Annotated in this window: 14 protein-coding genes; 6 read left to right on the top strand and 8 right to left on the bottom strand. The window is 72.7% G+C overall.

The genetic code is table 11. From position 1 onward, the window contains the following. Positions 1–58: 58 nt before the first annotated feature. Complete coding sequence (locus ACQP03_RS06495) at positions 59–2,413, bottom strand: putative bifunctional diguanylate cyclase/phosphodiesterase (RefSeq protein WP_396833116.1); 2,355 nt, start codon at positions 2,411–2,413, stop codon at positions 59–61. A 130-nt stretch (positions 2,414–2,543) separates the two neighbouring features. Between ACQP03_RS06495 and ilvD the strand changes: the two genes are divergently transcribed. Continuing rightward, positions 2,544–4,391 (top strand): dihydroxy-acid dehydratase, encoded by a 1,848-nt coding sequence (gene ilvD / locus ACQP03_RS06490; RefSeq protein WP_357173218.1) that lies wholly within the window; start codon positions 2,544–2,546, stop codon positions 4,389–4,391. Between the two features lie 146 nt (positions 4,392–4,537). Here the strand turns inward: ilvD and ACQP03_RS06485 are convergent, their stop codons facing one another. The 4 genes from ACQP03_RS06485 to ACQP03_RS06470 all read right to left on the bottom strand — a co-directional run bounded on the left by ACQP03_RS06485 (position 4,538) and on the right by ACQP03_RS06470 (position 11,804). Next, the gene (locus ACQP03_RS06485; protein ID WP_357394062.1) at positions 4,538–5,482 is read right to left on the bottom strand and encodes a tetratricopeptide repeat protein; all 945 of its coding nucleotides are present in this window, start codon (positions 5,480–5,482) and stop codon (positions 4,538–4,540) included. After that, the gene (locus tag ACQP03_RS06480; RefSeq protein WP_433460550.1) at positions 5,479–7,740 is read right to left on the bottom strand and encodes a CHAT domain-containing protein; all 2,262 of its coding nucleotides are present in this window, start codon (positions 7,738–7,740) and stop codon (positions 5,479–5,481) included. The genes ACQP03_RS06485 and ACQP03_RS06480 overlap by 4 nt, the downstream gene beginning before the upstream one ends. Positions 7,741–7,773: 33 nt before the next feature. Beyond that, positions 7,774–9,129 (bottom strand): tetratricopeptide repeat protein, encoded by a 1,356-nt coding sequence (locus ACQP03_RS06475; protein WP_433460548.1) that lies wholly within the window; start codon positions 9,127–9,129, stop codon positions 7,774–7,776. Between the two features lie 236 nt (positions 9,130–9,365). Continuing rightward, positions 9,366–11,804 (bottom strand): glycoside hydrolase family 2 protein, encoded by a 2,439-nt coding sequence (locus ACQP03_RS06470; protein WP_363661150.1) that lies wholly within the window; start codon positions 11,802–11,804, stop codon positions 9,366–9,368. A 151-nt stretch (positions 11,805–11,955) separates the two neighbouring features. Between ACQP03_RS06470 and ACQP03_RS06465 the strand changes: the two genes are divergently transcribed. Continuing rightward, positions 11,956–12,975, top strand: a complete 1,020-nt coding sequence (locus tag ACQP03_RS06465) for a LacI family DNA-binding transcriptional regulator (protein WP_357127381.1) — start codon at positions 11,956–11,958, stop codon at positions 12,973–12,975. Positions 12,976–12,984: 9 nt separating this feature from the next. On the opposite strand, the gene ACQP03_RS06460 is transcribed toward ACQP03_RS06465, so the two are convergent. After that, a complete protein-coding gene (locus tag ACQP03_RS06460; RefSeq protein WP_357127384.1) occupies positions 12,985–15,330 on the bottom strand; it encodes a GGDEF domain-containing phosphodiesterase in 2,346 nt (781 codons plus the stop codon). Positions 15,331–15,581: 251 nt separating this feature from the next. Between ACQP03_RS06460 and ACQP03_RS06455 the strand changes: the two genes are divergently transcribed. Beyond that, positions 15,582–15,974, top strand: a complete 393-nt coding sequence (locus ACQP03_RS06455; RefSeq protein WP_357127387.1) for a PH domain-containing protein — start codon at positions 15,582–15,584, stop codon at positions 15,972–15,974. A gap of 24 nt (positions 15,975–15,998) precedes the next feature. Here ACQP03_RS06455 and ACQP03_RS06450 read toward each other — a convergent pair whose 3' ends face one another. After that, positions 15,999–16,925, bottom strand: a complete 927-nt coding sequence (locus ACQP03_RS06450) for a 2-hydroxyacid dehydrogenase (RefSeq protein WP_357173195.1) — start codon at positions 16,923–16,925, stop codon at positions 15,999–16,001. Between the two features lie 157 nt (positions 16,926–17,082). Between ACQP03_RS06450 and ACQP03_RS06445 the strand changes: the two genes are divergently transcribed. The 3 genes from ACQP03_RS06445 to ACQP03_RS06435 all read left to right on the top strand — a co-directional run bounded on the left by ACQP03_RS06445 (position 17,083) and on the right by ACQP03_RS06435 (position 21,753). Then, positions 17,083–18,900 carry a SpoIIE family protein phosphatase gene (locus ACQP03_RS06445; RefSeq protein WP_433460544.1) on the top strand — a complete coding sequence of 606 codons (1,818 nt, stop codon included), beginning with the start codon at positions 17,083–17,085 and terminating at the stop codon, positions 18,898–18,900. Positions 18,901–18,947: 47 nt separating this feature from the next. Further along, on the top strand, positions 18,948–20,120 hold the full coding sequence (locus ACQP03_RS06440; RefSeq protein ID WP_433460542.1) for a PQQ-dependent sugar dehydrogenase: 1,173 nt from the start codon (positions 18,948–18,950) through the stop codon (positions 20,118–20,120). 61 nt (positions 20,121–20,181) lie between these two features. Further along, on the top strand, positions 20,182–21,753 hold the full coding sequence (locus ACQP03_RS06435) for a metallophosphoesterase (RefSeq protein ID WP_433460540.1): 1,572 nt from the start codon (positions 20,182–20,184) through the stop codon (positions 21,751–21,753). Between the two features lie 6 nt (positions 21,754–21,759). On the opposite strand, the gene ACQP03_RS06430 is transcribed toward ACQP03_RS06435, so the two are convergent. Then, the gene (locus tag ACQP03_RS06430) at positions 21,760–24,117 is read right to left on the bottom strand and encodes a transketolase-like TK C-terminal-containing protein (RefSeq protein ID WP_433460538.1); all 2,358 of its coding nucleotides are present in this window, start codon (positions 24,115–24,117) and stop codon (positions 21,760–21,762) included. Between the last annotated feature and the right edge of the window lie 5 nt (positions 24,118–24,122).

Genomic DNA, 24,122 nt, shown 5'->3' with positions numbered 1-24,122 from the left:
CGACGGAGGAGAGTGCGCTCAGATAAGTACTCGCAGCGACCGGTACGACGACATGCGGCTAAGCCTGACGCATCTCACGCGATGAGTCAACTGATCCCACATGTTGGTTAACGGACGGCGGCGCGTCGGCCGACGCCGCGCCGCCGCCAGGGGGCATGACCTGCCCGGACCCGCCGGGTGCGCGGCGCTGGACGGGCACCGGACCGGGCCGCGCGCCCGGCGAGGTGGCCGCCTCCAGCATCGCCTCCAGGTGCTCCGCGGGCACCCCCCAGCCGAACAGCGCTCCCTGACCGAACCGGCAGCCCGCGGCGACCACCGCGGCCAGCTCCGTCGGCGTGGTGACGCCCTCGGCGATGACCTCCATGCCCAGCTGGTGGCCCAGCCGCATGACGATGTCGACCATGGGCGCGAACGCCGGACCGTCCTTGCCCACCGGGCGGACCGGCTCGTGCTCGGCCACCAGGCTGTGGTCGATCTTCAGGATGTCGATGGGGAGCCGGCGTAGCTGCCCCAGCGACGAGTACCCGGCGCCGAAGTCGTCCAGCGCGATCCGTACGCCGGTCAGCCGCAGCGCGGTCAACCGCCGGATCAGCTCGTCCAGATCGGTGGCGACCGCGTGCTCGGTGACCTCCAGCACCAACCGCTGCGGCGGTACGTGGTGGGCGCGCAGGGCCTCGGCGACCTGGACCACGTACTCCGGGGCGTGCAGCTCGCGCGGCGAGACGTTCACCGAGACCCACACGTCGTGCCCGTCGGCCAGCCAGCGGGAGAGCTGGTAGCAGGCCTGGTGCAGCACCCAGGCGCCGAGTGTGGAGATCATCCCGCACTCCTCGGCGAGGGGGATGAACTCGTCCGGGCGGACGTTGCCCAGCTCGGGGTGGTGCCAGCGGAGCAACGCCTCGGCGCCGACCGGCCGGACCGACGGCAGCGACGCCACCGGCTGGAAGGCGAGCCGCAGCTCGTCGCGGTCGATAGCGCCCCGCAACTCGTGCTCCACGGTGGTACGGCGGCGCAACAACTGGTCGTACGCCGCGTCGTAGCGCTCGATCCGGTTCTTGCCGCGTTGCTTGGCGTAGCGCAGCGCCAGGTCGGCGTGGCGCAGCAGCAACTCCACGTCCGGCTCGGCGGCCCACCCGGCCACGCCGATGCTCACGGATAGGAAGACCGGGCCCTCCGGCTGGTCGTACGGGCGGTTCAGCACCCCGAGCAGCCGCTCGGCCACCCGGTCCGCCTCGGCGGGGCGGGCCGGCATGAGCACGGCGAACTCGTCGCCGCCGAGCCGGGCCGCCACGTCGCCCGGACGCAGGTTGCCGCGCAGCCGACGGCCCACCTCGGCCAGCACCGCGTCACCCACGTCGTGGCCGCGCATGTCGTTGACGTTCTTGAAGCCGTCCAGGTCCAGACCGAGCAGGACGCACGGCGTGCCCGCCGCCGCGCCGTCGTGCAGCGCCCGCAGCAGCCCGCGCCGGTTGGCCAGCGACGTCAACGGGTCGGTGTGCGCCAGCTCACGGAAGTGCGCCTCCCGCTCGACCAGGCGGCCGGCGTAGTCCCGGACGTCCTTGAGGGTGAGGTACTGCCGCGCCACCAGGGCGAAGCCCTCCACGCTGCCGGCGAGGATGCCCGGCGCGGTGAAGCGGCCGTCCTGGAGCAGGTGGTACATCGCCGAGGCCGCCATCGCCAGCATCGGGGCGAGGGCGTACTCACCGTCCCGACCGATGAGGTCCAGCGCGACCTCCCCCGGCTGATCGGCCCGGCGCACCTCGAGCGCGACGGCCAGCAGGCCGGCCGACAGCAGCGCCGCGCCGGCGAGCGCCATGGTCGGCCCGGACTGGCAGAGCCCCGCGCTGAGGCCCAGCCCGCCGCAGCTCACCGCGGTGATGCCGGTCGCGAGCACGGCCAGCCGGCGACGCGGCGCGGCGGCCCGAAAGACGACGATCACGGCGAGGCCGGCCCCGAGCGCGGCGCTCACCGTCGTCACCAGGATCGCCGGGCAGGCCATCGGAGTGGCGGCGCCGAGCAGCCGGGTCGGCTCGGAGAAGAGCACCCAGCCGACGAACCACAGCGCCGCCGCCACGGTGACGCCGTCCAGCGCGAGCCGGGCGGTCCCCGCGGCGGTGGCCGCGACGCCCGGCAGCCGGAGCAGACCGGCCGCGAAGGCCAGCCCGGCCAGCGCCGTACCGATCGCCGTGGCGGTGGCCCATCCGGTCCGCTGGCCCTGCTCGTGTGCCCAGTGGTCGCTCGCCGAGAGCACCGCCACCACCCCGGCCAGCAGGCTGACCAGGGTAACCCCGGCGGCGCCCGCGAGCAGCACGTGCGCCGGTCGGCGCGGCCCGGTCCGCTGCCCGACGACCATGGTGAGCAGCGCGGTGGCCACGGCCGCGACCAGCCCGCTCAGCGCCGCGACGGCGACCATGCCCGGGGGGAGATGCACGACAACAAGAGTGCCGGATGAGCGCACGTCGCGGGAGACCGGATGTGCATCTGTTGGGACACGGGCCCTCTACCGCGGGGTCCCGCGCGGCGGCGGTGTCATGCTGGTACGCATGCCTGAGCTGCGATCGAGGACGTCCACACACGGTCGGACGATGGCCGGCGCCCGGGCCCTCTGGCGGGCCACCGGGATGACCGACGACGATTTCGGCAAGCCGATCGTCGCCATCGCCAACAGTTTCACCCAGTTCGTGCCGGGTCACGTACACCTCAAGGACATGGGCGGCCTGGTCGCCGACGCGGTGGCCGAGGCCGGCGGCGTCGGCCGGGAGTTCAACACGATCGCGGTCGACGACGGCATCGCGATGGGCCACGGCGGCATGCTCTACTCCCTGCCCAGCCGCGAGTTGATCGCCGACGCGGTGGAGTACATGGTCAACGCGCACTGCGCGGACGCCCTGGTCTGCATCTCGAACTGCGACAAGATCACTCCAGGCATGCTGCTGGCCGCGCTGCGCCTCAACATCCCGACCGTCTTCGTCTCCGGCGGCCCGATGGAGGCCGGCAAGACGGCGGCGATCGAGGGCATCGTGCACAGCAAGATCGACCTGATCGACGCGATGGTCGCGTCCTCGAACGAGGCGGTCACCGACGCGCAGCTCGGCGAGATCGAGCGCTCCGCCTGCCCGACCTGCGGCTCCTGCTCCGGCATGTTCACCGCCAACTCGATGAACTGCCTCACCGAGGCCATCGGGCTCGCGCTCCCCGGCAACGGTTCGACCCTCGCCACCCACGCCGCGCGCCGGTCGCTGTTCGTCGAGGCCGGCCGGACCGTCGTCGACATCGCCAAGCGGTGGTACGACGGCGACGACGAGTCGGTGCTCCCCCGCACCGTCGCGTCCAAGGCCGCCTTCGAGAACGCCGTCGCCCTCGACGTGGCCATGGGCGGCTCCACCAACACGGTGCTGCACCTGCTCGCCGCCGCCCGCGAGGCGGAACTCGACTTCGGCGTCGCCGACATCGACGCCATCTCCCGGCGGGTGCCCTGCCTGGCGAAGGTGGCTCCGAACTCCCCGAAGTACCACATGGAGGACGTGCACCGCGCCGGTGGCATCCCGGCGATCCTCGGTGAGCTGGACCGGGGCGGGCAGCTCAACCGGGACGTGCACGCCGTGCACTCCCCCTCGCTGGCCCAGTGGCTGACCGACTGGGACGTGCGCGGTGGCTCGCCGACGCCGGAGGCGGTCGAGCTGTTCCACGCCGCGCCGGGCGGGGTGCGTACCGTGGAGCCCTTCTCCACCACCAACCGCTGGTCGTCACTCGACACCGACGCCGCCGAGGGCTGCATCCGCGACCGCGAGCACGCGTACTCCGCCGACGGCGGCCTGGCCATCCTGCACGGCAACCTGGCCCCGGAGGGCTGCGTCGTGAAGACCGCCGGCGTGCCGGACGACTGCCTGACGTTCCGCGGCCCGGCGAAGGTGTACGAGTCGCAGGACGACGCCGTCACCGCGATCCTCGCCAAGGAGGTCGTCGCCGGGGACGTCGTGGTGATCCGCTACGAGGGCCCCAAGGGCGGCCCGGGCATGCAGGAGATGCTCTACCCCACCTCGTTCCTCAAGGGTCGCGGGCTGGGCCGGTCCTGCGCGCTGCTCACCGACGGCCGCTTCTCCGGCGGCACGTCCGGCCTCTCCATCGGGCACGCCTCCCCCGAGGCCGCCTCCGGCGGCCTGATCGCCCTGGTCCGCGAGGGCGACGAGATCGTCATCGACATCCCGGCCCGGTCGATCGAGCTGAACGTGCCGGAGGACGAGCTGGAGGCACGACGGGTGGCCGAGGAGAAGCGCGACCGGCCGTACACCCCGACCGATCGCCAGCGTCCGGTGTCGGCGGCGCTGCGCGCGTACGCCTCGATGGCCACCTCGGCCAGCGACGGCGCCTACCGCCGCGTCCCCGAGTAAGCCGCGCGGCGGCTCGGCGGCTCGGCTGCTTGATCAACTCGACTTCGCCGATGTCGCGGTATCCCTGTCGACGGGATGCCGCGACATCGGCGATCTCGTGTCGATCAAGGCCGCGGACACACCGCACGCCCCTTCGCAAGATCGCGTCAGGTCCCGTCCTGTGCCCCGCTGCGTTGCTCGCGTAGCTGATTGAGCATGGCGGTGTCGGATGCCAAATCCGGGTGGTCGACCTGGCGGTCGAGGTCGACGACGAGTTCGAGCTCACGGATCGCCGCGTCGAGGTTCCCCACCGCCCGATGGATCATCCCTATGTTGAATCGGGTGACTGCCTCGGCGGCACGATCGCCCACCTCCACTTGGAGAGACAGAGCCTGCGCGTAGTAGGCCAGCGCCTGCTCGGCATCCCCACGCTGGTAATACACCAAGCCGAGGTTGTTCAGAGTGGCCGCCTCACCGACACGATCGCCCACCTCGCGCCGGATGGGCAGCGCCTGCGCGTAGTAGGCCAGCGCCCGCTCCCCATCGCCGCGACTGTCATACACGGCACCGATGTTGTTCAGAGTGGTCGCCTCGCCAGCATGATCGCCCACCTCGCGTCGGATGGGTAGCGCCTGCCCGTAGTAGCCCAACGCCCGCTCCCCATCCCCGCTCCTGTCATACAGGTAGCCAATGTTGTTCAGGTTGGCCGCCTCGCCAGCACGATTTCCCACCTCCCGTTGAATGGGTAGAGCCTGCTCGTAGTAGGTCAGCGCCCGGTCCCTGTTCCCGAGACTGTCGTACACGACGCCGATGCTGTTCAGCGTGGCCGCCTCGTTGCCGCGATTGCCGGCTTTGCGATACAGGCGCAGGGCCCGCTCGTAGCTGGCGAGGGCCTGCCGGGGCTGCCCCGTCGCGGCCTGCGTCCACCCCAGGTCGTAGAACGAACCGGCGTCCGGGCCGAGAGTCAGCGTCGCGCTGGCCAGCGCCGCGACGTCCGCGAACCGCGACCGGCGCAGCCACACCCTCGACACCAGATCGCCGACGTGCTGGGCGATGGCCAGCTCCCGGCCCGCCACCGCGAGCCGGTGCACCTCCACCCACCGGGTGTTCACGACGTGGACCCGGATGCCGCCGCGTCGACGACCCAGATGTTGTAGAGGCTGCGGGCCGCGGCGGCACAGGCCTGGGTGTACTCGTCGTCGGTGAGCAGAGGACGGATGAGCGGGCGCAGGACGTTGGAGACGAAGTACCGGGGATGACTGGTTTCCGGGTCGGTGCCCTCTTCGAGCAGGCCGAGTTGGACGGCACGCTCGACGTGCCGGTCGGCGTCGGGGTGGTCGTGGACGGCCCGGACGGTCTCGGCGGGTACGGGCAGTTCGATGACGTTGACCTTGGCGAGCATCCGTTGCAGTTCCCGGTCCTGCGAGCCGAGCAGGTTCTTGGCGAGGATGGTTTCGCGGCGGAACTTGTCGGTCTCCCGTTCGATGGCACCGATGAGACCGTCGACGTCGAGGGTGCCGTCGCCGACGATCAGGTCGAGCCAGTCGAGCAGGCGAGGGTTGCCGGCCGCGGCCTGGACGGCGCGCTCACGGATGTCCGGGTCGATGGAGGATCGCGGACGCAGGTTCGGCAGGTTGGCGAGCTTCTTGGCCTGCTCGGTCGGGTTGAGGGTTTCGAGCGACTCGACCACGGCGGTTCCGGCCGGGGTCGGGAAGCGGTAGCGGCTCGTGATCACCACTCGGCTGGGGCTGCCGGTCTCGCGAATGGCCTTGAGCAAGGCCGGAAGGATCTCTGCCAGCTCGGCCGAGAGCACGTGCCCGCCGTCGCGCTCGTCGAGGTTGCCTTCCTCGAAGTCGTCGAAGACGAACAGGCAGGCGGTCTGCCCGAGTGGCCCGTCGACGTCGAGCAGGTGCCGGAGGCGTACGACGAGGGGCGCCTCGTCGTTGGCCAGCAGCCGGTCCGCCTCGACCTGTTGTTCCAGGGTGGGGAATGACACCTTGGTGGCGAGGTCGCGGAAGCTGGTCAGGTCGACCCGGCCGTACCAGACGGCACGCTGGTGGTTGGGCATGCGTTCCAGCAGCCGGGAGGCGAGGCTGCTCTTGCCGAGACCACCCATGCCCTGCAGGATCAGGGCCGCGCCCGCGCTGCCCGTAGGGCTTCTGAGGGTACGTAGGCAGCGCTGGATGACGCGCCGTCGTCCGACGAAAGCGGCGCGGGGGGCGACCCGGGACAGGTGGGTCTGTGGGTCCAGGAAATCCTGCTCGGCGGGGCGGATCCGGGTCCGCGCACGCCCCCTGGTGTGCAGGGGCGTGACCACGGGGGCGAGTGGCGATCGGTCGGCGTAGACGCGCAGCAGGTGCCAGTTACCGTGCTGGCGCGCGTACAGCTGCTGCCGGGCCTCGACGATGGCCCGGTCGAGGGGCACCCCGTCCGCCAGGGACCGGTAGAGCTCGGCGGCGAACTCGGTGGCGGCGAGGTCGCTCACCGGCAGCGCCCATCCCAGCACGGCGGGGGCGCCGGCGTCGACCAGGCTCTCACTCATCGAGGGGAACGCGCCGGACTGGGGAGCGTTCCCGGTCAGGCAGCCGGAGACGAAGATCAGGCGGGGCCAGTGCCCGGCCATCGCCTGGACGATCTGGTCGGCGTTGGCGTCGACGCGCGCGCCGAACTCGTCCTCCATCAGGAAGACGGGCTTGCCATCCAGGTTGATCGTGGCGTGGCCGCTCAGGTGCAGGACGTCGAAGTATCCCGCGCCGTAGTCCCGGGTGAGCAGGCGCAGCCCTTCCAGCGTTCCACTCTCCTCGACGACCAGTTCGGCGCCGGTGCGGGCGGTGGCCTCCAGGATCGCGGCCTCCTCGGCCTCGTACCTCAGTTCGGGTTCGACGCCCTCGGGGGAGGTGGCCATGAACAGCACGCGCAGAGGCCGGTTGGCCGGACCGATCAGGCCCCTGCGGACGGTGTCGTTGCCCGCGGCCCGCACCGGCAACAGCGGCGCCGAGCCGGAGATGGCGAGGTGCGCACCGTCCGCGGCGAGCAGTTCCCAGGGCAGGTGCCGTAGTCGTCCCGCGCCGGTGATCCGCAGCGTGGCGCCGGGAGGCTGTTGGAGGATCGGTGTCAACCACCGCTCGTCACCGTCGAGGAGAGTGGCAAGCCGCGTCCCGAGATCGCGAAGCTGCGGCGAGCCGAAGACCTGTTGGACGATTGAGTGCTGGCTGTAGTGGCGATCCACGCGCTCGATCAACTGGTCGATGGCGGCCTGGTCCAGCCCACGGGTCTTGGGCCGCTCCCCACCGGTCGACAGCCGCAACTCCGAGTAGTCCGATGTCCGCTCGAAGATCTCCAGCTCATGGGTGTTCAGGTCACCCGCCACAGTGGTCTCCTTCCCAGCCGCAGTCCCCATCGCTCACCGTGCTCCGGTCTGCGCTATCTGAGCGAGGATCATTCGGAACCGGTCCAGCTCTGGATGATTCGTCTGCTCGGCCAGAACGACCGCGCGACGCAGGTACCCGGTGGCCTGGTCCACGTGCGCCATCTTCAGCAGCAGGAGGGCCATGTTCGCGCTGACCGTCGCCTCGGACCTACGGTCGCCGACGATGCGGAGGGTCTCGAGAACCTCGCTGAACATGTCTTTCGTGCCAACGAGATCGCCCTGTTGGAGGCGAATCGACGCCATGTTGTTGAGGGTGTTCGCCTCGCCCAGCCGGTCACCGATCGCACGGGCGATGGACAGCGCCTGCCCGTAGTAGGACAGCGCCCGCTCCGCGTCTCCGCGCCGGGCGTACACGAGGCCGATGTTGCTGAGGGTGTTCGCTTCGCCGAACCGGTCACCGACCTCACGGGCGATGGGCAGCGCCTGCGTGTAGTAGGACAGCGCCCCGTCCCCATCCCCCCGATCGGAGAGCACGAGACCGATGTTGTTGAGGGTGGCCGCCTCGCCGTTGCGGTCGCCGACCTCCCGCCGAATGGGGAGGGCCTGCGCGTAGTGGATCAGAGCCTGCTCCCCGTCCCCGCGCCGGGCGTACACGTAGCCGATGTTGTTGAGGGTGACCGCCTCGCCGACCCGGTCGCCAACCTCGCGTTGGATGGGCAGGGCACGCGTGTAGTGGGCCAGCGCCCGCTCCCGATCGCCCTGGTTGTCGTACACGAAGCCGATGTTGCTGAGGGTGGCCGCCTCGCCCTCTCGGTTGCCGACCTCGCGTTGAATGGGTAGGGATTGCCCGAAGTAGGACAGCGCGTCGTCCCACTCCCCGAGCCGGTCGTGCAGATGGCCGATGTTGTTGAGGGTGCCCGCCTCGCCGTCCCGGTCGCCCACCTCGCGGGCGATCGCCAGCGCCTCCTCGTAGTGGGCCAGCGCCCGCTCCCCGTCCCCGAGCCGGTCGTACGTGGCGCCGATGTTGTTGAGGGTGCCCGCCTCGTCGTTCCGGTCGCCGGCCTCGCGGTACAGGTGCAGGGCCTGCTCCTGACTGGCCAGGGCCTTCCAGGGCTGTCCCGTCACGTACTGCGCGTGCCCCAGGTGGTAGTAGGCGTCGGCGTCCGGGCCGAGAGTCAGGGTCGCCGTCGCCAGCGCCGCCACGTCGGCGAACCGCGACCGGCGCACCCACGCCCTCGACACCAGGTCACCGACGTCCCGGGCGATCTCCGGCTGCCGGCCCGCCACTGCCAGGCGGTGCACCTCCGCCCACCGGGCGACCGTCTGCGTCGGCGACCCCGGTTGCCCGGCCGGCCGGGCGTCGGCCGCCGGGTGTGGTCCGTCCGTCAACCCAGCACCTCCCGGGCCCGTCCGCCGATGGATGGTCACCATTCTTGGTGCTGAACGCCACCCCCGCTGCCGCCAGGACAGTCCAGGATCCGACACCAGTGCCCGCCACCGCGGCCACCGGGACCGTCACTCCCCGCGATCTTGCACTTTCGGTGCCGACACAAGGGGTATCTCACCCCATGTCGACAACAGAAACCGCAAGATCGGCGGGACGGTGGGGTGGGACCGGGGTCAGGTCAGGTCAGGTCGTTGACCGCGCGGAGCACGGGGCGGGTGGTCAGGGACGCCGGGTCCAGGGGCGCCTCGGACCGGACGGTGAACGTGGCCGACTCACCCGGCAGCAGAGTGACCAGGGCCTCGTCCACAGTGGCCGCCGGGTCCAACCGGTCCGGAAAGAGGGTCAGGTCGCGCAGCACCGTGCGCGCGGTCACCCGGACCCGCTGGCCGCCGTCGACCGGCTCGACCGTCGCGTCCCAGGCCGCCGTCGGCCACGGCACGTCCCGGTCCTCGGCGAAGAACCACAGCGCACGCTCCGCCGTGCCGCCGGCCTCGGCGACCAGCAGCTCACGGCGGCTCTCGTCCGGCCGCGCCAGGTCCGCCGGCAGCGCCAGCACGACCGAGGAGTACGCCGGGACGTCGAGGTGGACCGAGGTCTTCGCCCTCGGCTCCCCGGTGAGGGTGACGCGGGTGACCGTGGCCGGCACGGTCCACGCCTCGCCGGTCTCGTTCACCGCGACCAGCGCCAACCCACCGCCACCAGCCAGCACACCGCCACCAGCCGGCCCGCCGTCGCGGGGTTGCACGGTGAGCAGGCGGTCGGCGTACGCGTGGCGCAGCGCGTACCACAGGGGTTTACGGCGGCCGTCGCCGTCGACGGCCGACCAGGAGGTCACCGGCCAGCAGTCGTTGAGCTGCCAGACGATCGTGCCGGCGCAGACGTCGCGGTGGGAGCGGAAGTGCTCCACCCCGAGCTGGATGGCCCGCGCCTGGTTGAGCTGCGTGAGGTAGTGCCAGTCGTCGAAGTCGGCCGGTACGGGCAGGTGGGCGTCGAGGCCCCGCTGGAGCTTGGCGTCACCGCCAGCCGCCTTCTGGTGGTGGGCCATGCCCGGCGAGTTGGGTGCGAGCGGTTCGTCACTGAGCGCGCGTCGCAGCGTGGCGTACGTGGGCGGCGCCTGGTAGCCGAACTCGGCCACGAAGCGCGGCACGTACTCGCGGTACTTCGGGTAGTCGTCGGTGTTCCACACGTCCCAGATGTGGGTGGTGCCGTGCGCCGGGTCGTTCGGGTGGATGGTCTCGCTTCCCGACCAGGGGCTGCCCGGCCAGTACGGGCGGGTCGGGTCCAGCTCGCCGACGGTGCGGGGCAGTACGTCGAGGTAGTAGCCGCGTCCCCAGGTGCGCCCGGCCAGGGCTTCCTGCCAGCCCCAGTCGTGCCAGCCCCAGATGTTCTCGTTGTTGCCGGTCCAGAGCACCAGCGACGGGTGCGGCGTCAGGCGGGTCACCTGCTCGGCGGCCTCGGCGGCCACCTCGGTGGCGAACGGCTCCTCCTCGGGGTACGCGGCGCAGGCGAAGAGGAAGTCCTGTTGGACGAGCAGGCCGCGTTCGTCGGCCAGGTCGTAGAAGGCCTCCGACTCGTACCGGCCGCCACCCCAGACGCGCAGCAGGTTGACGTTGGCGGCGGCGGCCTGGTCGAACCGGTCGGCGAGCCGGTCGCGCGTGATCCGGGTGGGGAACGCGTCGTCGGGGATCCAGTTGACGCCCCGGACGAAGACCGGCACGTCGTTGACCGAGAGCGCGAACGGGGTGCCGTGCTCGTCGGGCGTGGTGTCCAGTCGGACGGAGCGGAAGCCGATCCGCCGGGACCAGGTGTCCAGGGTGTCGCCGTCCGGCGCGTGCAGGGTGACGTCCAGCAGGTGGCGGGCCTGTTCGCCGTACCCCCGGGGCCACCAGAGCGTGGGCTCGCGGACGGCGAGGGTCAGCACGGCCGTGCGCTGGCCGGCCTCGACGACGGCCTCGGCGCGGACGCCGCCGACGGCGACCCGGACGGTCAGCGGGACGTCGGCGACCCGCTCGACCTCGACGTGCACCTCGACCCGGCCGTCGCGGCCGTCGAGGGTGACCAGCGGACGGACGCTGGCCAGCCGGGCGGTGGACCAGGCGTGCAGGCCGATGTCCTGCCAGATTCCGGCGGTGACCAGTGTCGGCCCCCAGTCCCAGCCGAAGTTGCAGGCCATCTTGCGGACGAACTGGAAGGGCTCCGGGTACGCGTTGGGTCGGTCGCCGAGTCGGTCGCGCTGCGCCTCGGCGTAGCGGTACACGGAGTCGAACGCGACGGTCAGCTCGTTGTCGCCGGCGCGCAGCAGCGCGCGGACGTCGAACCGGTAGCCGCGGTGCATGTTCTCGGTGCGGCCGACCTCAACGCCGTTGACGCTGACGGTGGCGACGGTGTCCAGGCCGCCGCAGACCAGGTCGATCCGGTCGTGGTCGCCGGCCGGCGGACGGAAGGTCGTCCGGTAACGCCAGTCGGCGCGGCCGATCCAGGCCAGCGACGACTCGTTGTCGTCGAGGTACGGGTCGGGGATCAGCCCGGCATCGAGCAGGTCGGTGTGGACACACCCGGGCACGGTCGCCGGTACGGTCCGGTCGGCGACCTCCGCGGGCACGTCCACGTCGGACATCGCCCGCAGCGTCCAGCCGTCGTGCAGGGCCTGTCGGCTCACGATTCACCGCACCTTCGTGATCGAGACGTTAGCTGAACCGGATAAGCTCAGCCACCGTACGATCCGACCTCCGGGGTGTCAAAGCCCTTGAACCGCTAAGGAGCACGCGGTGAAGCGGCCGACAATCGCGGACGTCGCCCGACGGGCGGGGGTGTCCAAGGGCGCCGTGTCGTACGCGTTGAACGGGCAGCCCGGCGTCTCCGAGGCCACCCGGCAGCGCATCCTCGCCATCGCCACCGAGATCGGGTTCAGTCCGAGCAGCGCCGCGCGGGCACTCTCCGCCGCCACCGCCCGGGCCGTCGGCCTGGCCCTGTGTCGCCCCGCGCGGACGCTGGGCGTGGAACCGTTCTTCATGGCGCTGATCAGCGGTGTGGAGGCCGAACTGTCGGCCCGCTCGTACGCGCTGACGTTGCAGGTGGTGGCCGATCACGACGCCGAGATCGCCGTCTACCGGCGGTGGTGGGGCGAGCGCCGGGTGGACGGGGTCCTCGTCTGCGACCTGCGCACCGACGACGAGCGCATCCCCGCCCTGGAACAACTGCGCCTGCCGGCCGTGGTCATCGGCGGGCCGGGCGGCACCGGGGAGTTGGCCAGCCTCTTCTCGGACGACGCTGCGGCGCTGACCGAGGCCGTGGAGTACCTGGTCGCGCTCGGGCACCGCCGGATCGCCCGGGTCGGCGGCCTGCCCGACCTGCGGCACACCCAGATCCGTACCGACGCCTTCGCGGCGGTGTGCCGGCGTCTCGGCCTCTCCGACACGGTCACCGTCTTCTCCGACTACACCGGCGAGGAGGGCGGGCGGGCCACCCGACGACTGCTCAGCGCCACCTCCCGGCCCACCGCGGTCATCTACGACAACGACGTGATGGCCATCGCAGGACTCTCGGTGGCCCAGGAGATGGGCCTGACCGTGCCGGCCGACCTGTCCATCGTGGCCTGGGACGACTCGCCGCTGTGCCGGCTGGTGCACCCGCCGTTGACGGCCCTGGGCCGCGACATCTCCGCGTACGGGGCGCACGCGGCCCGCCACCTGCTCGGCGTTATCGCGGGCGAGCCGGCGACCCGGTTGCGGGACGAGACACCGCAGTTGACCCCGCGCGGCAGCACGGCACCACCCCGGGACAGGTGAACCGGTTCATCACCGGTACGCCGAGGGAAACTCCTCGAAGTACGCCTCGACGCGCTCGGCGGTCGCCGGACGGGACAGCGCGAAACCCTGCCCGTAACGGCAGCCGGCCCGATGGGCACCCTCGACCTGGGTGGGCGACTCCAACCCCTCCGCCACGATCTCCACACCCAACCGCTCACCGACGTTGACCACCACGTCGATCAGCGGCGGCTGCCCCGTGGGCTCGGCCCCGACCAGATCGGGCCCCACCTTCAGCAGGTCGATCGGCAGCCGGCGCAGGTGGGCCAGCGAGGCGTGTTCGGGCCGGAAGTCGTCGAGCGCGGTGCGTACGCCCAACGACCGCAGGCCCGCCAGCCGGGCCACCACCGTCGACAGGTCGGCGGCGACCCTCGGCTCGGCCACCTCCACCACCAGACGCTCGGGTGGCACCCCGTACGCGGCCAGGACCGCCGCGGCGCGCTGCACGAAGTCGGGCGTGGTCAGCTCGCGGGTGGTCACGTTGACGGCCATCCACAGCTCCCGGGGGCCCGCCGACCAGGCCGCCAACTGCCGGCAGGCCCGGTCCAGCACCCACCACTCCAGTTCGCCGACCAGATCCAGGTCCTCGGCGACCGGCAGCAGCTCGCCCGGGAGCACCGTGCCGAGCACCGGGCTACGCCACCGCAGCAGCGCCTCGGCGCCCACCGGCTGACGGTCGGTCAGGTCGAGCACCGGCTGGTAGACCAGGTCCAGTTCGCCCCGGGCGACCGCGCCCGGCAACTCGCGTTCCAGGTCGAGCCGACGGACCAGCTGCTCCTCCAGGAAGGCGTCGTACCACTCGACCCGGTCCCGGCCCAGCTGCACCGCCCGCCGCCGGGCCAGCTCGGCCTGACGAAGCACGTCGGCCGGCCCCGCGCCACTGACCTCGGCCAGCCCGATGCTCGCCTGCACGCGCAGCACCGACCCGGCCAACCGGTAGGGCGAGGTGAGCGTGCTCAGCAGCCGGGTGCCCAGCGCGTACGCCAGCACGGGCCCCGCGCCGGTGACCACCGCGAAACCGTGGCCGGCGCAGGCGGTCACCAGATCGCCGGACGCGACCACCGCCCGTGCCCGCAGGGCGGCCTCGGCAAGCGCGTCCTCGCGGGCCACCGGGCCGAGCCCTTCGATGCCGTGCAGCTCCACCAGCAGCAGCGCACCGGCCGGGGCGGGCACGTCGCCGATCGCGGCGAGGGCGGCGAGCAGGGCCGCCCGGTCCCCCGGCCCCTCGCCGGCCGGGCCGAAACCGTGGCGCGACCAGGAGACACCCGTTTCGGGCCAGGTCGCGTCGACGTCGGCCGCAGGAGTCCACGAATCGGTCGTCGGGGCCTGCCACGGCGGTTGCGACTCCCGGCGGCGGACCGTGTGGTCGGCCGCCCGGCGGTGCGCGGCGGGCCGCTCGGGGACGCCACCGTCAGCGCCGCGCAGCAGCTCCCGCAGGACCAGAGGTGGCACCGCCGCCAGGGCGAGCAACAGACTCGTCCGGTCCGGAGTGCGACCGGAGCCGAGGTGCAGGCCCGCCGCGAGCAGCAGCACCGAGGCCGGGAGAACCGCCCGTGGCCAGGTCGTGGCCGGTGAACCGGACGGCGGCGTCGAGCTGGCCGACGGTACCGCCGATGTCGCGCCCAGGGCCGTCAGCAGCATGCCGAGCACCAGCGGTGGCACCGCCAGGAGTGGCGCGCGCCCCGACGAGGCGGGCGGCAGGATCGTCAACAGCGCCAGACCGACCAGGGTGAGCAGGAGGCCGCCCCGGCAGATCGCGTGGCCCGAGCGCCGCCCGGCGCCGGTGAACGCGCTGAGCGCGGCGATGCCCAACCCGGCCAACACCAGCGCCGCGAGCAGCCGGGCCGGGGCGGGGAGAGTGTCCACGGGCAGGAGCAACCACCCGGCAAGGGTCAGACCGATCGTCGGTCCGGTCGCCTCGACCAACTCCCGCAATCGGGTCGGCGAGGGCGTCCGTGCCGGGAGCCCGCGCAGCCCGGCCACGGACAGGGCCGCGACGGTGAGCCACCCGAGCAGTGCGACCGCGCGCTGCCGGGTGTCGACCAGCGGCAGGGCGGCCGCGAACCAGCCGGCCGCCACCACCGCCGCGTCGAGCAGGACCAGCCCCGCCCGGCCCGGGGAGCCGCCCGACGGCGGTGCGGGCCGACCGGCGGCCAGCCGGGAGAGTCGTACGCCGGCCAGGGTGGCGCCCGCGCCACCGGCCAACGCGATCACCACCGGGGTCGGGACCATCCCCGCCACACCGGCGAGGACGAGCAGCGCCACGGCCGTGGACACGGCGGCCTCCGGGGCCGCCCGGCGGGGGACGAGGAAACGGAACGGGTACGCGAGGAGCACGGCGGTCGCCTTCGTGAGGGGGCACGGGGCGGTGCGGCGGTGCGGCGGTGCGGATGGTGCGGATGGTGCTGCGGTGGCATGGGCGGCGGATGTTGCGAGTCCGCTGCCCAACACTGGGAAACGACCGGCGACCGGATTGGTTACGCATCCGCCATCGGCACGAAGCAGTGACCCGTGTCACTGTACGCGTGCGGGCACCCGTGACACCGCCCGCCGCGACCCCGCCCGACCAGGGGTGGGATCATCGCGGGGTGAGTACGCGCGACACGGTCCGCTTCCGTTTCAACCAAGCCATCCTGGTCGCCTCGGTCATCGCCTTCATCGGCGCCCTGCCGCTGGCGAACGCCCGGGCGTACCTGCTGCCGGTGCTGCTCGTCCCGCTGGGCGTCGGGGTGTGGGCCTGGCGGGCCGGCACCGACGCCGACCCCCGGGAGCTGCGCCTGCGGGCGCTGTTCGGGCAACGCCGGATCGGCTGGGACCACGTCGTCGAGTTCGCCACCGACGCACGCGGACGGGCCGTCGCCCGGCTCGACGACGGCCAGCAGGTCGTCCTGCCGGCGGTACGCGGCACCGACCTGCCCCGCCTGGTCTCCGCCACCGGCCAGAGGATGCCGGACGAGGCCGCCGAGACGCCCGGCGCGTAGGCGGCCGCTCCCGCCCGCCGGCGCTCAGTAGCCGTCGACCACCGTGTTGACGAGCGGTTCACCGGCGGCGAACCGCCGTACCTGCTCGCCGACCAGCCGGTACGCACGCGGCAGCAGCCCCCGCACCGACCCTGCCACGTGCGGCGTGAGCAGCACGTTCGGCATCGTCCACAGCGGAGATTCGGCGGGCAGCGGCTCCGGGTCGGTGACGTCCAGCGCGGCCGAGATCCGGCCCGTGGCCAGCTCGGCGACCAGCGCGTCGGTACGGGCCACCGGACCTCGGGCCGCGTTGACCAGCAGCGCCCCGTCGGGCATCGCGGCCAGGAAATCCTTGTCGATCAGACCACGGGTCTGGTCGGTGAGCGGCACCAGCACCACCACCACGTCGGCGTCGGGCAGCAGTCTCGGCAGCTCCGCGACGGCGTGCACCGACTGCTCCGGCCGGGCGCTGCGGGCGACCAGGGTGAAGCTCACCCCGAACGGCGCGAGCCGGTCGCGCACCGCCGTGCCGATCGAGCCGGCCCCGACGATCAGCACCCGCTTGCCGGTCAGCTCGTCGGTCGGCGCGTTGCCGTCGTACGCCCACCGCCGCTGTCCCTGGGCGCGGGCGAAGGCGGGAAACGCCCGGAGCTGTGCCAGGATCGCGGTGACCACCCACTCGGCGGTGGAGGGATCGTGCACCCCTCGGGCGTCGCAGAGCGTGACCCCGTCGGGCACCCGACCCACCCAGGCGTCGGCCCCGGCGGAGAGCAGTTGCACCACCGCCAGGTCGGGCAGCTCACCCAACAGAGCGGTGGCATCCGAACCGCTCAGGAACGGCGGCACCCAGAAACGGACGTCGGCCACGGCGGACGGCAGGCGGTCGGCGCGTTCGGCGACCTCCACCGTCACGCCCGGCGGCAGCTCGCCAACGAGGTCCAGGCCAGCGTGGTGCGGAATCCATACCTTCACGTCCGCCGACGATAGCCGTCGCCACGGCGGCCGGCGCGGGCACGCCGGAACCGCGCCCCGGGCGAGACGCAACACACCGGTTTTCGGCCGGCAGCGACGAGGTATAAACCACGGATCGGAGGGCAGGTCGGCCTCCGCCTAGGCAGACAGGTGCTCGATGACCGACGGCTCCCCCGCCAGCGCGCGGCGATCGACCGCTCCACCCGGAGCGCTCGGCGACGCGGCGCGGCTGCGCGCGCTCGCCGACACGGGGCTGGACGCCGCCCCGGACGAGGCGTTCGACCGGTTCGCCCGGCTGGTCAGCGATCTGCTGGAGGTGCCGGTCGCGCTGGTCTCCCTGGTCTCCGCCGACCGGCAGTTCTTCCCGGGCGCGGTCGGTCTGCCGGAGCCGTGGTCGCAGCGGCGGCAGACCCCGTTGAGCCACTCGTTCTGCCAGCACGTGGTGGACATCGAGGTGCCCATGGTGCTGCCGGACGCCCGGCTCTACCCCCGGGTACGCGACAACCTCGCCATCGACGACCTCGGCGTCGTCGCGTACGCCGGGATGCCGTTGACCGACCTCTCCGGCCGGGTGCTCGGTTCGCTCTGCGCCATCGACAACAAGCCCCGGGCGTGGACCGCCCGACAACTGCGGACGCTGTCCGACCTGGCGGCGGCCTGCTCGTCGGAGTTGCGCCTGCGGATCGCGCTGGACGGGGCCCAGGAGGCAAGTCGTCGGGTGGTGCAGGCGCACGAGCGCCTGGAACTGCTGGCCGGAGTGAGCGAGACCCTGGCCGGCACGTTGGACGTGGGCACGTCGCTGCGCCGGCTCGCCGACGCCATGGTGCCGGTGCTCGCCGACTGGTGCCTGCTCATCCTCGCCGGGCCCACGGGACAGCCCCGGGAGGTCGTCGCGGCGCACCAGGACCAGGCCCGGACGCCGGACGTCGACCGCTTCGCCGCGCTGCTGCGGACCGGCCTGAACCAGGAGTCGGCGATCCGCGCGGTGCTGCGGACCGGCCAGCCCCGGCTCGGCGGGGTGGCGTCGCCGGCCGACGTGGCCCGGGGCACCACGGACCCGGAGCTGCCGGTGATCGCCGAGCGGCTGGGCATCGCCTCGTACCTCAGCGTGCCGGTGCGGGCCGCCGGGGGCACCGTGCTGGGCGCCATCACCCTGGTCAACAGTCCGGGCCGCCAACAGTTCGACGACCGCGACCTGCTCACCGCCGTGGACATCGGCCGCCGCGCGGGGCAGGCCATCGGAAACAGCTCGATGTACGGGGAACAGCGGCACGTCGCGGAGGTCCTGCAACACAGCATGCTGCCGCGGTTGCCGCTCGTGCCGGAGCTGGAGCTGGCGGCCCGCTACCAGCCGGCCGCCGAGCGGGTGGAGGTCGGCGGCGACTGGTACGACGCCTTCGTGCAGCCCGACGGCGACCTGATCGCGGCGATCGGGGACGTGGCCGGGCACGACATCGAGGCCGCTGCGACCATGGGTCAGCTCCGCAACCTGGTACGCGGCAACGCGTTCGGCCGGCACGACGAGGTCGGGGCGCTGGTGCGCCACCTGGACGACGCGATCCGCGGTCTGCGGCTGCCCATCGCGGCCACCGCCACGCTGGTGCGGATCGGCCCCGAACGCTCCGGTGTCCGTGAGCTGACGTGGTCCAACGCCGGGCACCCACCGGCCCTGATGGTCCGCGCCGGCGGTGCGGTGGAAGTCCTCGACGCGATTCCCGAGCCGCTGCTCGGCCTGGCCCGGCCCACGCCGCGTACCAGCCACTCGACCGGCCTGGCCACCGGAGACACGCTGCTGCTCTACACCGACGGGCTGATCGAGCGTCGGGACCGGTCCATCGACGACGGGCTCGCCGAGCTGGTGGGCCGGCTGACCGGCACCGACACGATGCCCCTGGACGATCTGTGCGACCTGCTGCTCGCGTCGATCCACCACCGCGAGGACGATACGGCGCTGCTGGCGGTCCGAGCCCGCTGAGAGCGGTGGACCTCGGCCGGACCTTCCGGCGGGCTACCCTGGGCCGGGTGAGAGCCCGTCCCCCGTACCCTCGCGTCCGCCGCCTCCGGGCGGTCCTCGCGGCGTCCTGCGCGGCGCTGCTGTTCGCCTCGGGTTGCAGCTTCGGCGAGCCGGACCCCGATCCGGCGGGCGAGCCACCCAACCTGCCGACCCCGTCGGCGTCGCCGAACGCCGGCGGCGCGGGCCAGCAGGCGGTGACCACCGTGCTGGCCAAGGGACTGCGGGTGCCGTGGGCCATCGCGTTCCTGCCGGACGGCGGCGCGCTGGTCACCGAGCGGGACACCGGCCGGATTCTCCAGGTGGGCCCGGAGTCCGGTCCGGACGGGCTGCGGGTCCGGGTCGTGCAGACGATCAACGACGTGGCGGCGGCGGGTGAGGGCGGCCTGCTCGGCATCGCCGTGTCCCCCGGCTACGCCAAGGACCGGACGGTCTTCGTCTACTACACCGCCGAGCAGGACAATCGGGTCGCCCGCCTGCAGATCGGCGGGCAGCCCACCCCGATCCTCACCGGTATCCCGAAGGCGAACGTGCACAACGGCGGCGGGCTGGGGTTCGGGCCGGACGGGCAGCTCTACGTCAGCACCGGTGACGCGGGAGAGCGGCCCAACGCGCAGGACACCAAGAGCCTCGGCGGCAAGATCCTGCGGATCACCGCCGACGGCAAGCCCGCGCCGGGCAACCCGTTCCCCGGCTCGCCGGTGTGGTCCTTCGGCCACCGCAACGTGCAGGGTTTCGCCTGGGACGCGGCCAAGCGCATGTACGCCGTCGAGTTCGGCCAGAACACCTGGGACGAGATCAACCAGATCACCAAGGGCGGCAACTACGGCTGGCCGGAGGTCGAGGGGCGGGCCGGCGACAGGCGCTACGCCGACCCGATCACGCAGTGGGCGACGTCCGACGCGTCCTGCTCCGGGCTGGCCGCGACGGACCGGCTGCTCGTCACCGGCTGCCTGCGCGGAAAGCGACTGTGGGTGATGGAGCTGACCGACACCGGCACCCTGCTCGGGCAGCCGAGCGAGCTGCTGACCAACCGGTACGGGCGGCTACGCGCCGTGGCCGCCGCGCCCGACGGCTCGCTCTGGGTGAGCACCTCCAACCACGACGGGCGGGGTGACCCGGCGGCCGACGACGACCGCCTCCTGCGGGTGGTCTTCGCCGGCGGCGACGGCGGCCGCAGCTGACCTGCGTCACCTTCCGCCCAGGTTTGCCAAGATCCTTCGACGGGCAGGTCAGAATCTGAGCATGGACGGGCAACGCGACGAGCAGCACGGCGACGCCGACGGCCGGGACGACCCGGTGACCGGCGGCGAGCCGTCGCGCCCGGCCCGCCGACGGATCGGCCGCCCCGGCGGTCCGGTGCGGCGCACGGGCATGATCCTCGCCGTGCTGGTGGTGGCCCTGGCCGGGGCGGCGCTCGGCGTGCTGGCCGGCGGTCGGGTGAACACCGACATCGGGCCGTTCCGGGCCAACCTCACCCTCTCGCCGGCCACCGACGGCGGGACGACGATCGACGTGCCGCCGCTGGGCGCGCTGCTGCTCGACAGCCACAGCGGGCCGACGCACCTCACCGTGCGACTCGGCGCGCTCGACCAAGGGCGCACCGAGGCGCTGCTGGACGACCCGGCGAGCATCAGTCGGGCCAGCCAGAGCGCCGTGGAGGATGTGCGCTCCGGGGTGATGCGGCTCGGTCTGCGTACCCTCGCCTCGGCGGTGCTGGTCACCCTCATCCTGGCCGCGTTGGTCTTCCGGGACGTGCGCCGTACGGCCTGGGCCGGCGGTTTGGCGCTGCTGGTCACCGCCGGCAGCCTCGGCACGGCCGCCGCGACGCTGCGCCCGCAGGCGATCGAGGAGCCACGCTACGAGGGCCTGCTGGTCAACGCGCCGGCGATCGTCGGCGACGCCCGCCGCATCGCCAACGACTACACCAAGTACGCCGAGCAGTTGCAACGCATCGTCGGCAACGTCAGTCAGCTCTACACGACGGTGTCCGCGTTGCCGGTGCTGGATCCCGCGCCGGGCACCACCCGGGTCCTGCACGTCTCCGACATGCACCTCAACCCGACGGGCTGGCAGCTCATCCGCACGGTGGTGGAGCAGTTCGGCATCGACGTGGTCGTCGACACCGGCGACATCACCGACTGGGGCAGCGAGCCGGAGGCGTCGTTCGTCGGCTCGATCAGCCTGCTCAAGAAGCCGTACGTGTTCATCCGGGGTAACCACGACTCGGGCAAGACCGGCGCCGCCGTGGCCCGCCAGCCGAACGCGATCGTGCTGAACAACTCGACGACCACGGTCGCGGGCCTGACCATCGCCGGCATCGGCGACCCGCGCTTCACCCCGGACAAGAACACCTCACCGGCCGGCAGCGGGCTCACCCAGGAGGTGGCCGACCAGGTGATCGGCGCGGGTGAGCAGCTCGCCGCGACGATCCGCAACTCGCCGCGGCCGGTCAACATCGCCCTCGTGCACGACCCGGCGTCGGCCGGGCCGCTCGCCGGCACCTGCCCACTGGTGCTGGCCGGGCACACGCACGCCCGGCAGGTCTCCAAGTTGCCGCAGGCCCCCGGCCAGCAGCCGACCGCCCTGTTCGTGGAGGGCTCCACGGGCGGGGCCGGGCTGCGCGGTCTGGAGGGCGAGAAGCCCACCCCGCTGTCGATGACGGTGCTCTACTTCGACCAGCAGAAGATGCTCCAGGCGTACGACGACATCACCGTCGGCGGCACCGGTCAGGCCCAGGTCAACCTGGAACGCCACATCGTGCAGGACCCGAGCGCCGGCGCGCCCGCCTCGGTCACCCCGACGCCGACCCGCTGAGACCGGTCAGCGCAGGGCGAGGGCGGCCAGGGCGGCGTTGACGATGCTGCCGGGCAGCAGGTCGTGCAGCTCGTACAGGTCGGCCACACTGCCGGACTGGCCGAACTCGTCCACCCCGAGCGGCACCGCCGGCGCGCCGAGCGCCGACCCGAGCCAGGCCATGGCGTGCGACGCCGCGTCGTGCACGGTCACCACCGGCACCCGGTCGGCGAACGCGGACCGCAGCGCGCCGGGCACACTCGGCACGGTGGCGGTGCGTACGCCCTGTCGCAGGGTGCGCTGCCAGGCCCGGTAGAGCCGGTCCAGGCTGGTCACATCCACCACGTGCGCGGCGATGCCCTCCTCGGCCAGTTCGGCGGCGGCGGCCAACACCTCGGGCAGCACCGCGCCGGAACCGGCGAGCTGCACCACCGGCGCGTCGGCCAGGTGTGGGTACGCCTGGTGCGCGTCGACGAGCCGGTACGCCCCGGCGACCACCTGCCGGCGCAGCACCGCGTCACCGAGCCGGGCCCGGGCCGCCTCGAACGGCGTCTGGTCCAGCGGACGGGTGCTGAGGCGGAAGTAGTACGCGCCGTCCTCTGCCGGGGCGGCGGTCGCGGCCGGGGTCGCCCCGCCGGCGATCTGCCCGAGCGCGTCGCAGAGCAGCCAGTCGAGGCTGCCCGCGTACGCCGGCTCGACGAACGTGACCCCGGGCAGCTCCAGGCCGACCGACGCGGTGATCGTGGACTGGTGGGCGCCGCCCTCGGGGGCGAGGGTGATGCCGGACGGCGTGCCGGCCACCACGAACCGCGAACCCGAGTACGTGCCGTAGAGGAACGCGTCGAGGCCCCGGAGCACGAACGGGTCGTAGACCGTGCCCACCGGCAGCAGCGGCTGACCGGACAGGTCCCACGACAGGCCGAGCTGACCGAGCAGCAGGAACAGATTCATCTCCGAGATGCCCAGCTCGATGTGCTGCCCGGTGGGGCTCTCGGTCCAGCGCAGCATCCGGTCCTCGGTCCAGGAACGCTGCTCCGTGGGGGCGAACACGCCGGTCTTGTTGATGAATCCGGCGAGGTTGGTGGAGGTGGCCACGTCCGGGGCGGTGGTGACCAGGTAACGGCCGACCTCCCGGTCCCGCGCCAGGTCCACCAGCACCCGACCGAACACCTCCTGGGTGGAGATGGGCTTGTTGGCGCGTACTCCCGTGCCCTCCGGAACGGTGACCCCCAGCGCGCGCTCGCGCGGCGCGCGGGACAGCGCCTCCCGGCGGGCGCCGGCCCGGACGCCGGCCGGCGACGCCGGGTCGAGGCGGTCCCACTCGGTCTCGGCGGTCAACCCGTGCGCGGCGCGCAGCGTGTCGACCTGCTCGGTGCTGAGCAGCGCGGAATGGTTACGCGGATTGCCGGCGATGGGCAACCCCCAACCCTTGACGGTGTACGCGAAGACGACGCTGGGCCGGTCGGTCACCGCGTCGCACTGGGCATAGGCGTCGAGCATCGCCTGAAGGTCGTGCCCGCCCAGGTCGGTGACGAGCGGGCCGAGGTCCTCGTCGGTGACGCCCTCGATCAGCTCGGCGATGCCGGCCGGCGCGCCGTCCAGGAACTGCTTGCGCAACGTGTCGCCGGCCAGTCCGAACAGCGACTGGTACTGCTCGTTGGGCATCGCGTCGATCCAGTCGCGCAGCGCCCCGCCGCCGGGCCGGGCGTACGCCTCGGCGAGCCGACGGCCGTACTTGACCTCCACGACGTGCCAGCCGGCGGCCTCGAACTGCCCCCGCCACTGGTTGATCCGGATGCCGGGCACCACCCGGTCCAGCGACTGCCGGTTAAAGTCGACGAGCCACATGACGTTGCCCAGGCCGGTGGTGGCCGGGTCGGCGACCGCCTCCCAGATGTTGCCCTCGTCCAACTCGGCGTCGCCGATCAACGCCACGAACCGGGAGTGCGGCCGGGCGCCGAAGTGCGCGTCGACGTACCGGCGGGTGGCGGCGGCGAAGAGCGGCGCCGCCGCGCCCAGACCGACCGACCCGGTGGAGAAGTCCACCTCGTCCGGGTCCTTGGTGCGCGACGGGTACGACTGGAGGCCGCCACGGGCCCGCAGCCGGGGCAGGTAGGACCGGTCCAGGTTGCCCAGCAGGTACTGGATGGCGTGGAACACCGGGGAGGCGTGCGGCTTGACGGCCACCCGGTCCTCGGCGTCCAGGTGGGCGAACCAGAGCGCGGTCATCGCCGTGACGAGCGAGGCGCTGGACGCCTGGTGGCCGCCGACCTTCACGCCGTCGCCGGTGGCCCGGTCGTGGTTGGCGGCATCCACGATCCGGGTGGCGAGCCAGAGCACCCGCCGCTGGATCTCGTCGAGGACATCGAGGTCGTGCTCGTTCACGGTGC

The sequence above is a fragment of the Micromonospora sp. CA-248212 genome (assembly GCF_050948405.1).
In the GTDB taxonomy this organism is placed as follows: Bacteria; Actinomycetota; Actinomycetes; order Mycobacteriales; family Micromonosporaceae; genus Micromonospora.
This window is presented reverse-complemented; position numbering and strand designations above follow the sequence as displayed.

What these genes read in the sequence shown, in the direction of transcription:
- ACQP03_RS06495 (WP_396833116.1), bottom strand. Translation starts at nt 2,413, where the DNA reads ATGGTCGCCGTCGCGGCGCTGAGCGGGCTGGTCGCGGCCGTGGCCACC.
- ilvD (WP_357173218.1), top strand. Translation starts at nt 2,544, where the DNA reads ATGCCTGAGCTGCGATCGAGGACGTCCACACACGGTCGGACGATGGCC.
- ACQP03_RS06470 (WP_363661150.1), bottom strand. Translation starts at nt 11,804, where the DNA reads ATGTCCGACGTGGACGTGCCCGCGGAGGTCGCCGACCGGACCGTACCG.
- ACQP03_RS06445 (WP_433460544.1), top strand. Translation starts at nt 17,083, where the DNA reads ATGACCGACGGCTCCCCCGCCAGCGCGCGGCGATCGACCGCTCCACCC.
- ACQP03_RS06435 (WP_433460540.1), top strand. Translation starts at nt 20,182, where the DNA reads ATGGACGGGCAACGCGACGAGCAGCACGGCGACGCCGACGGCCGGGAC.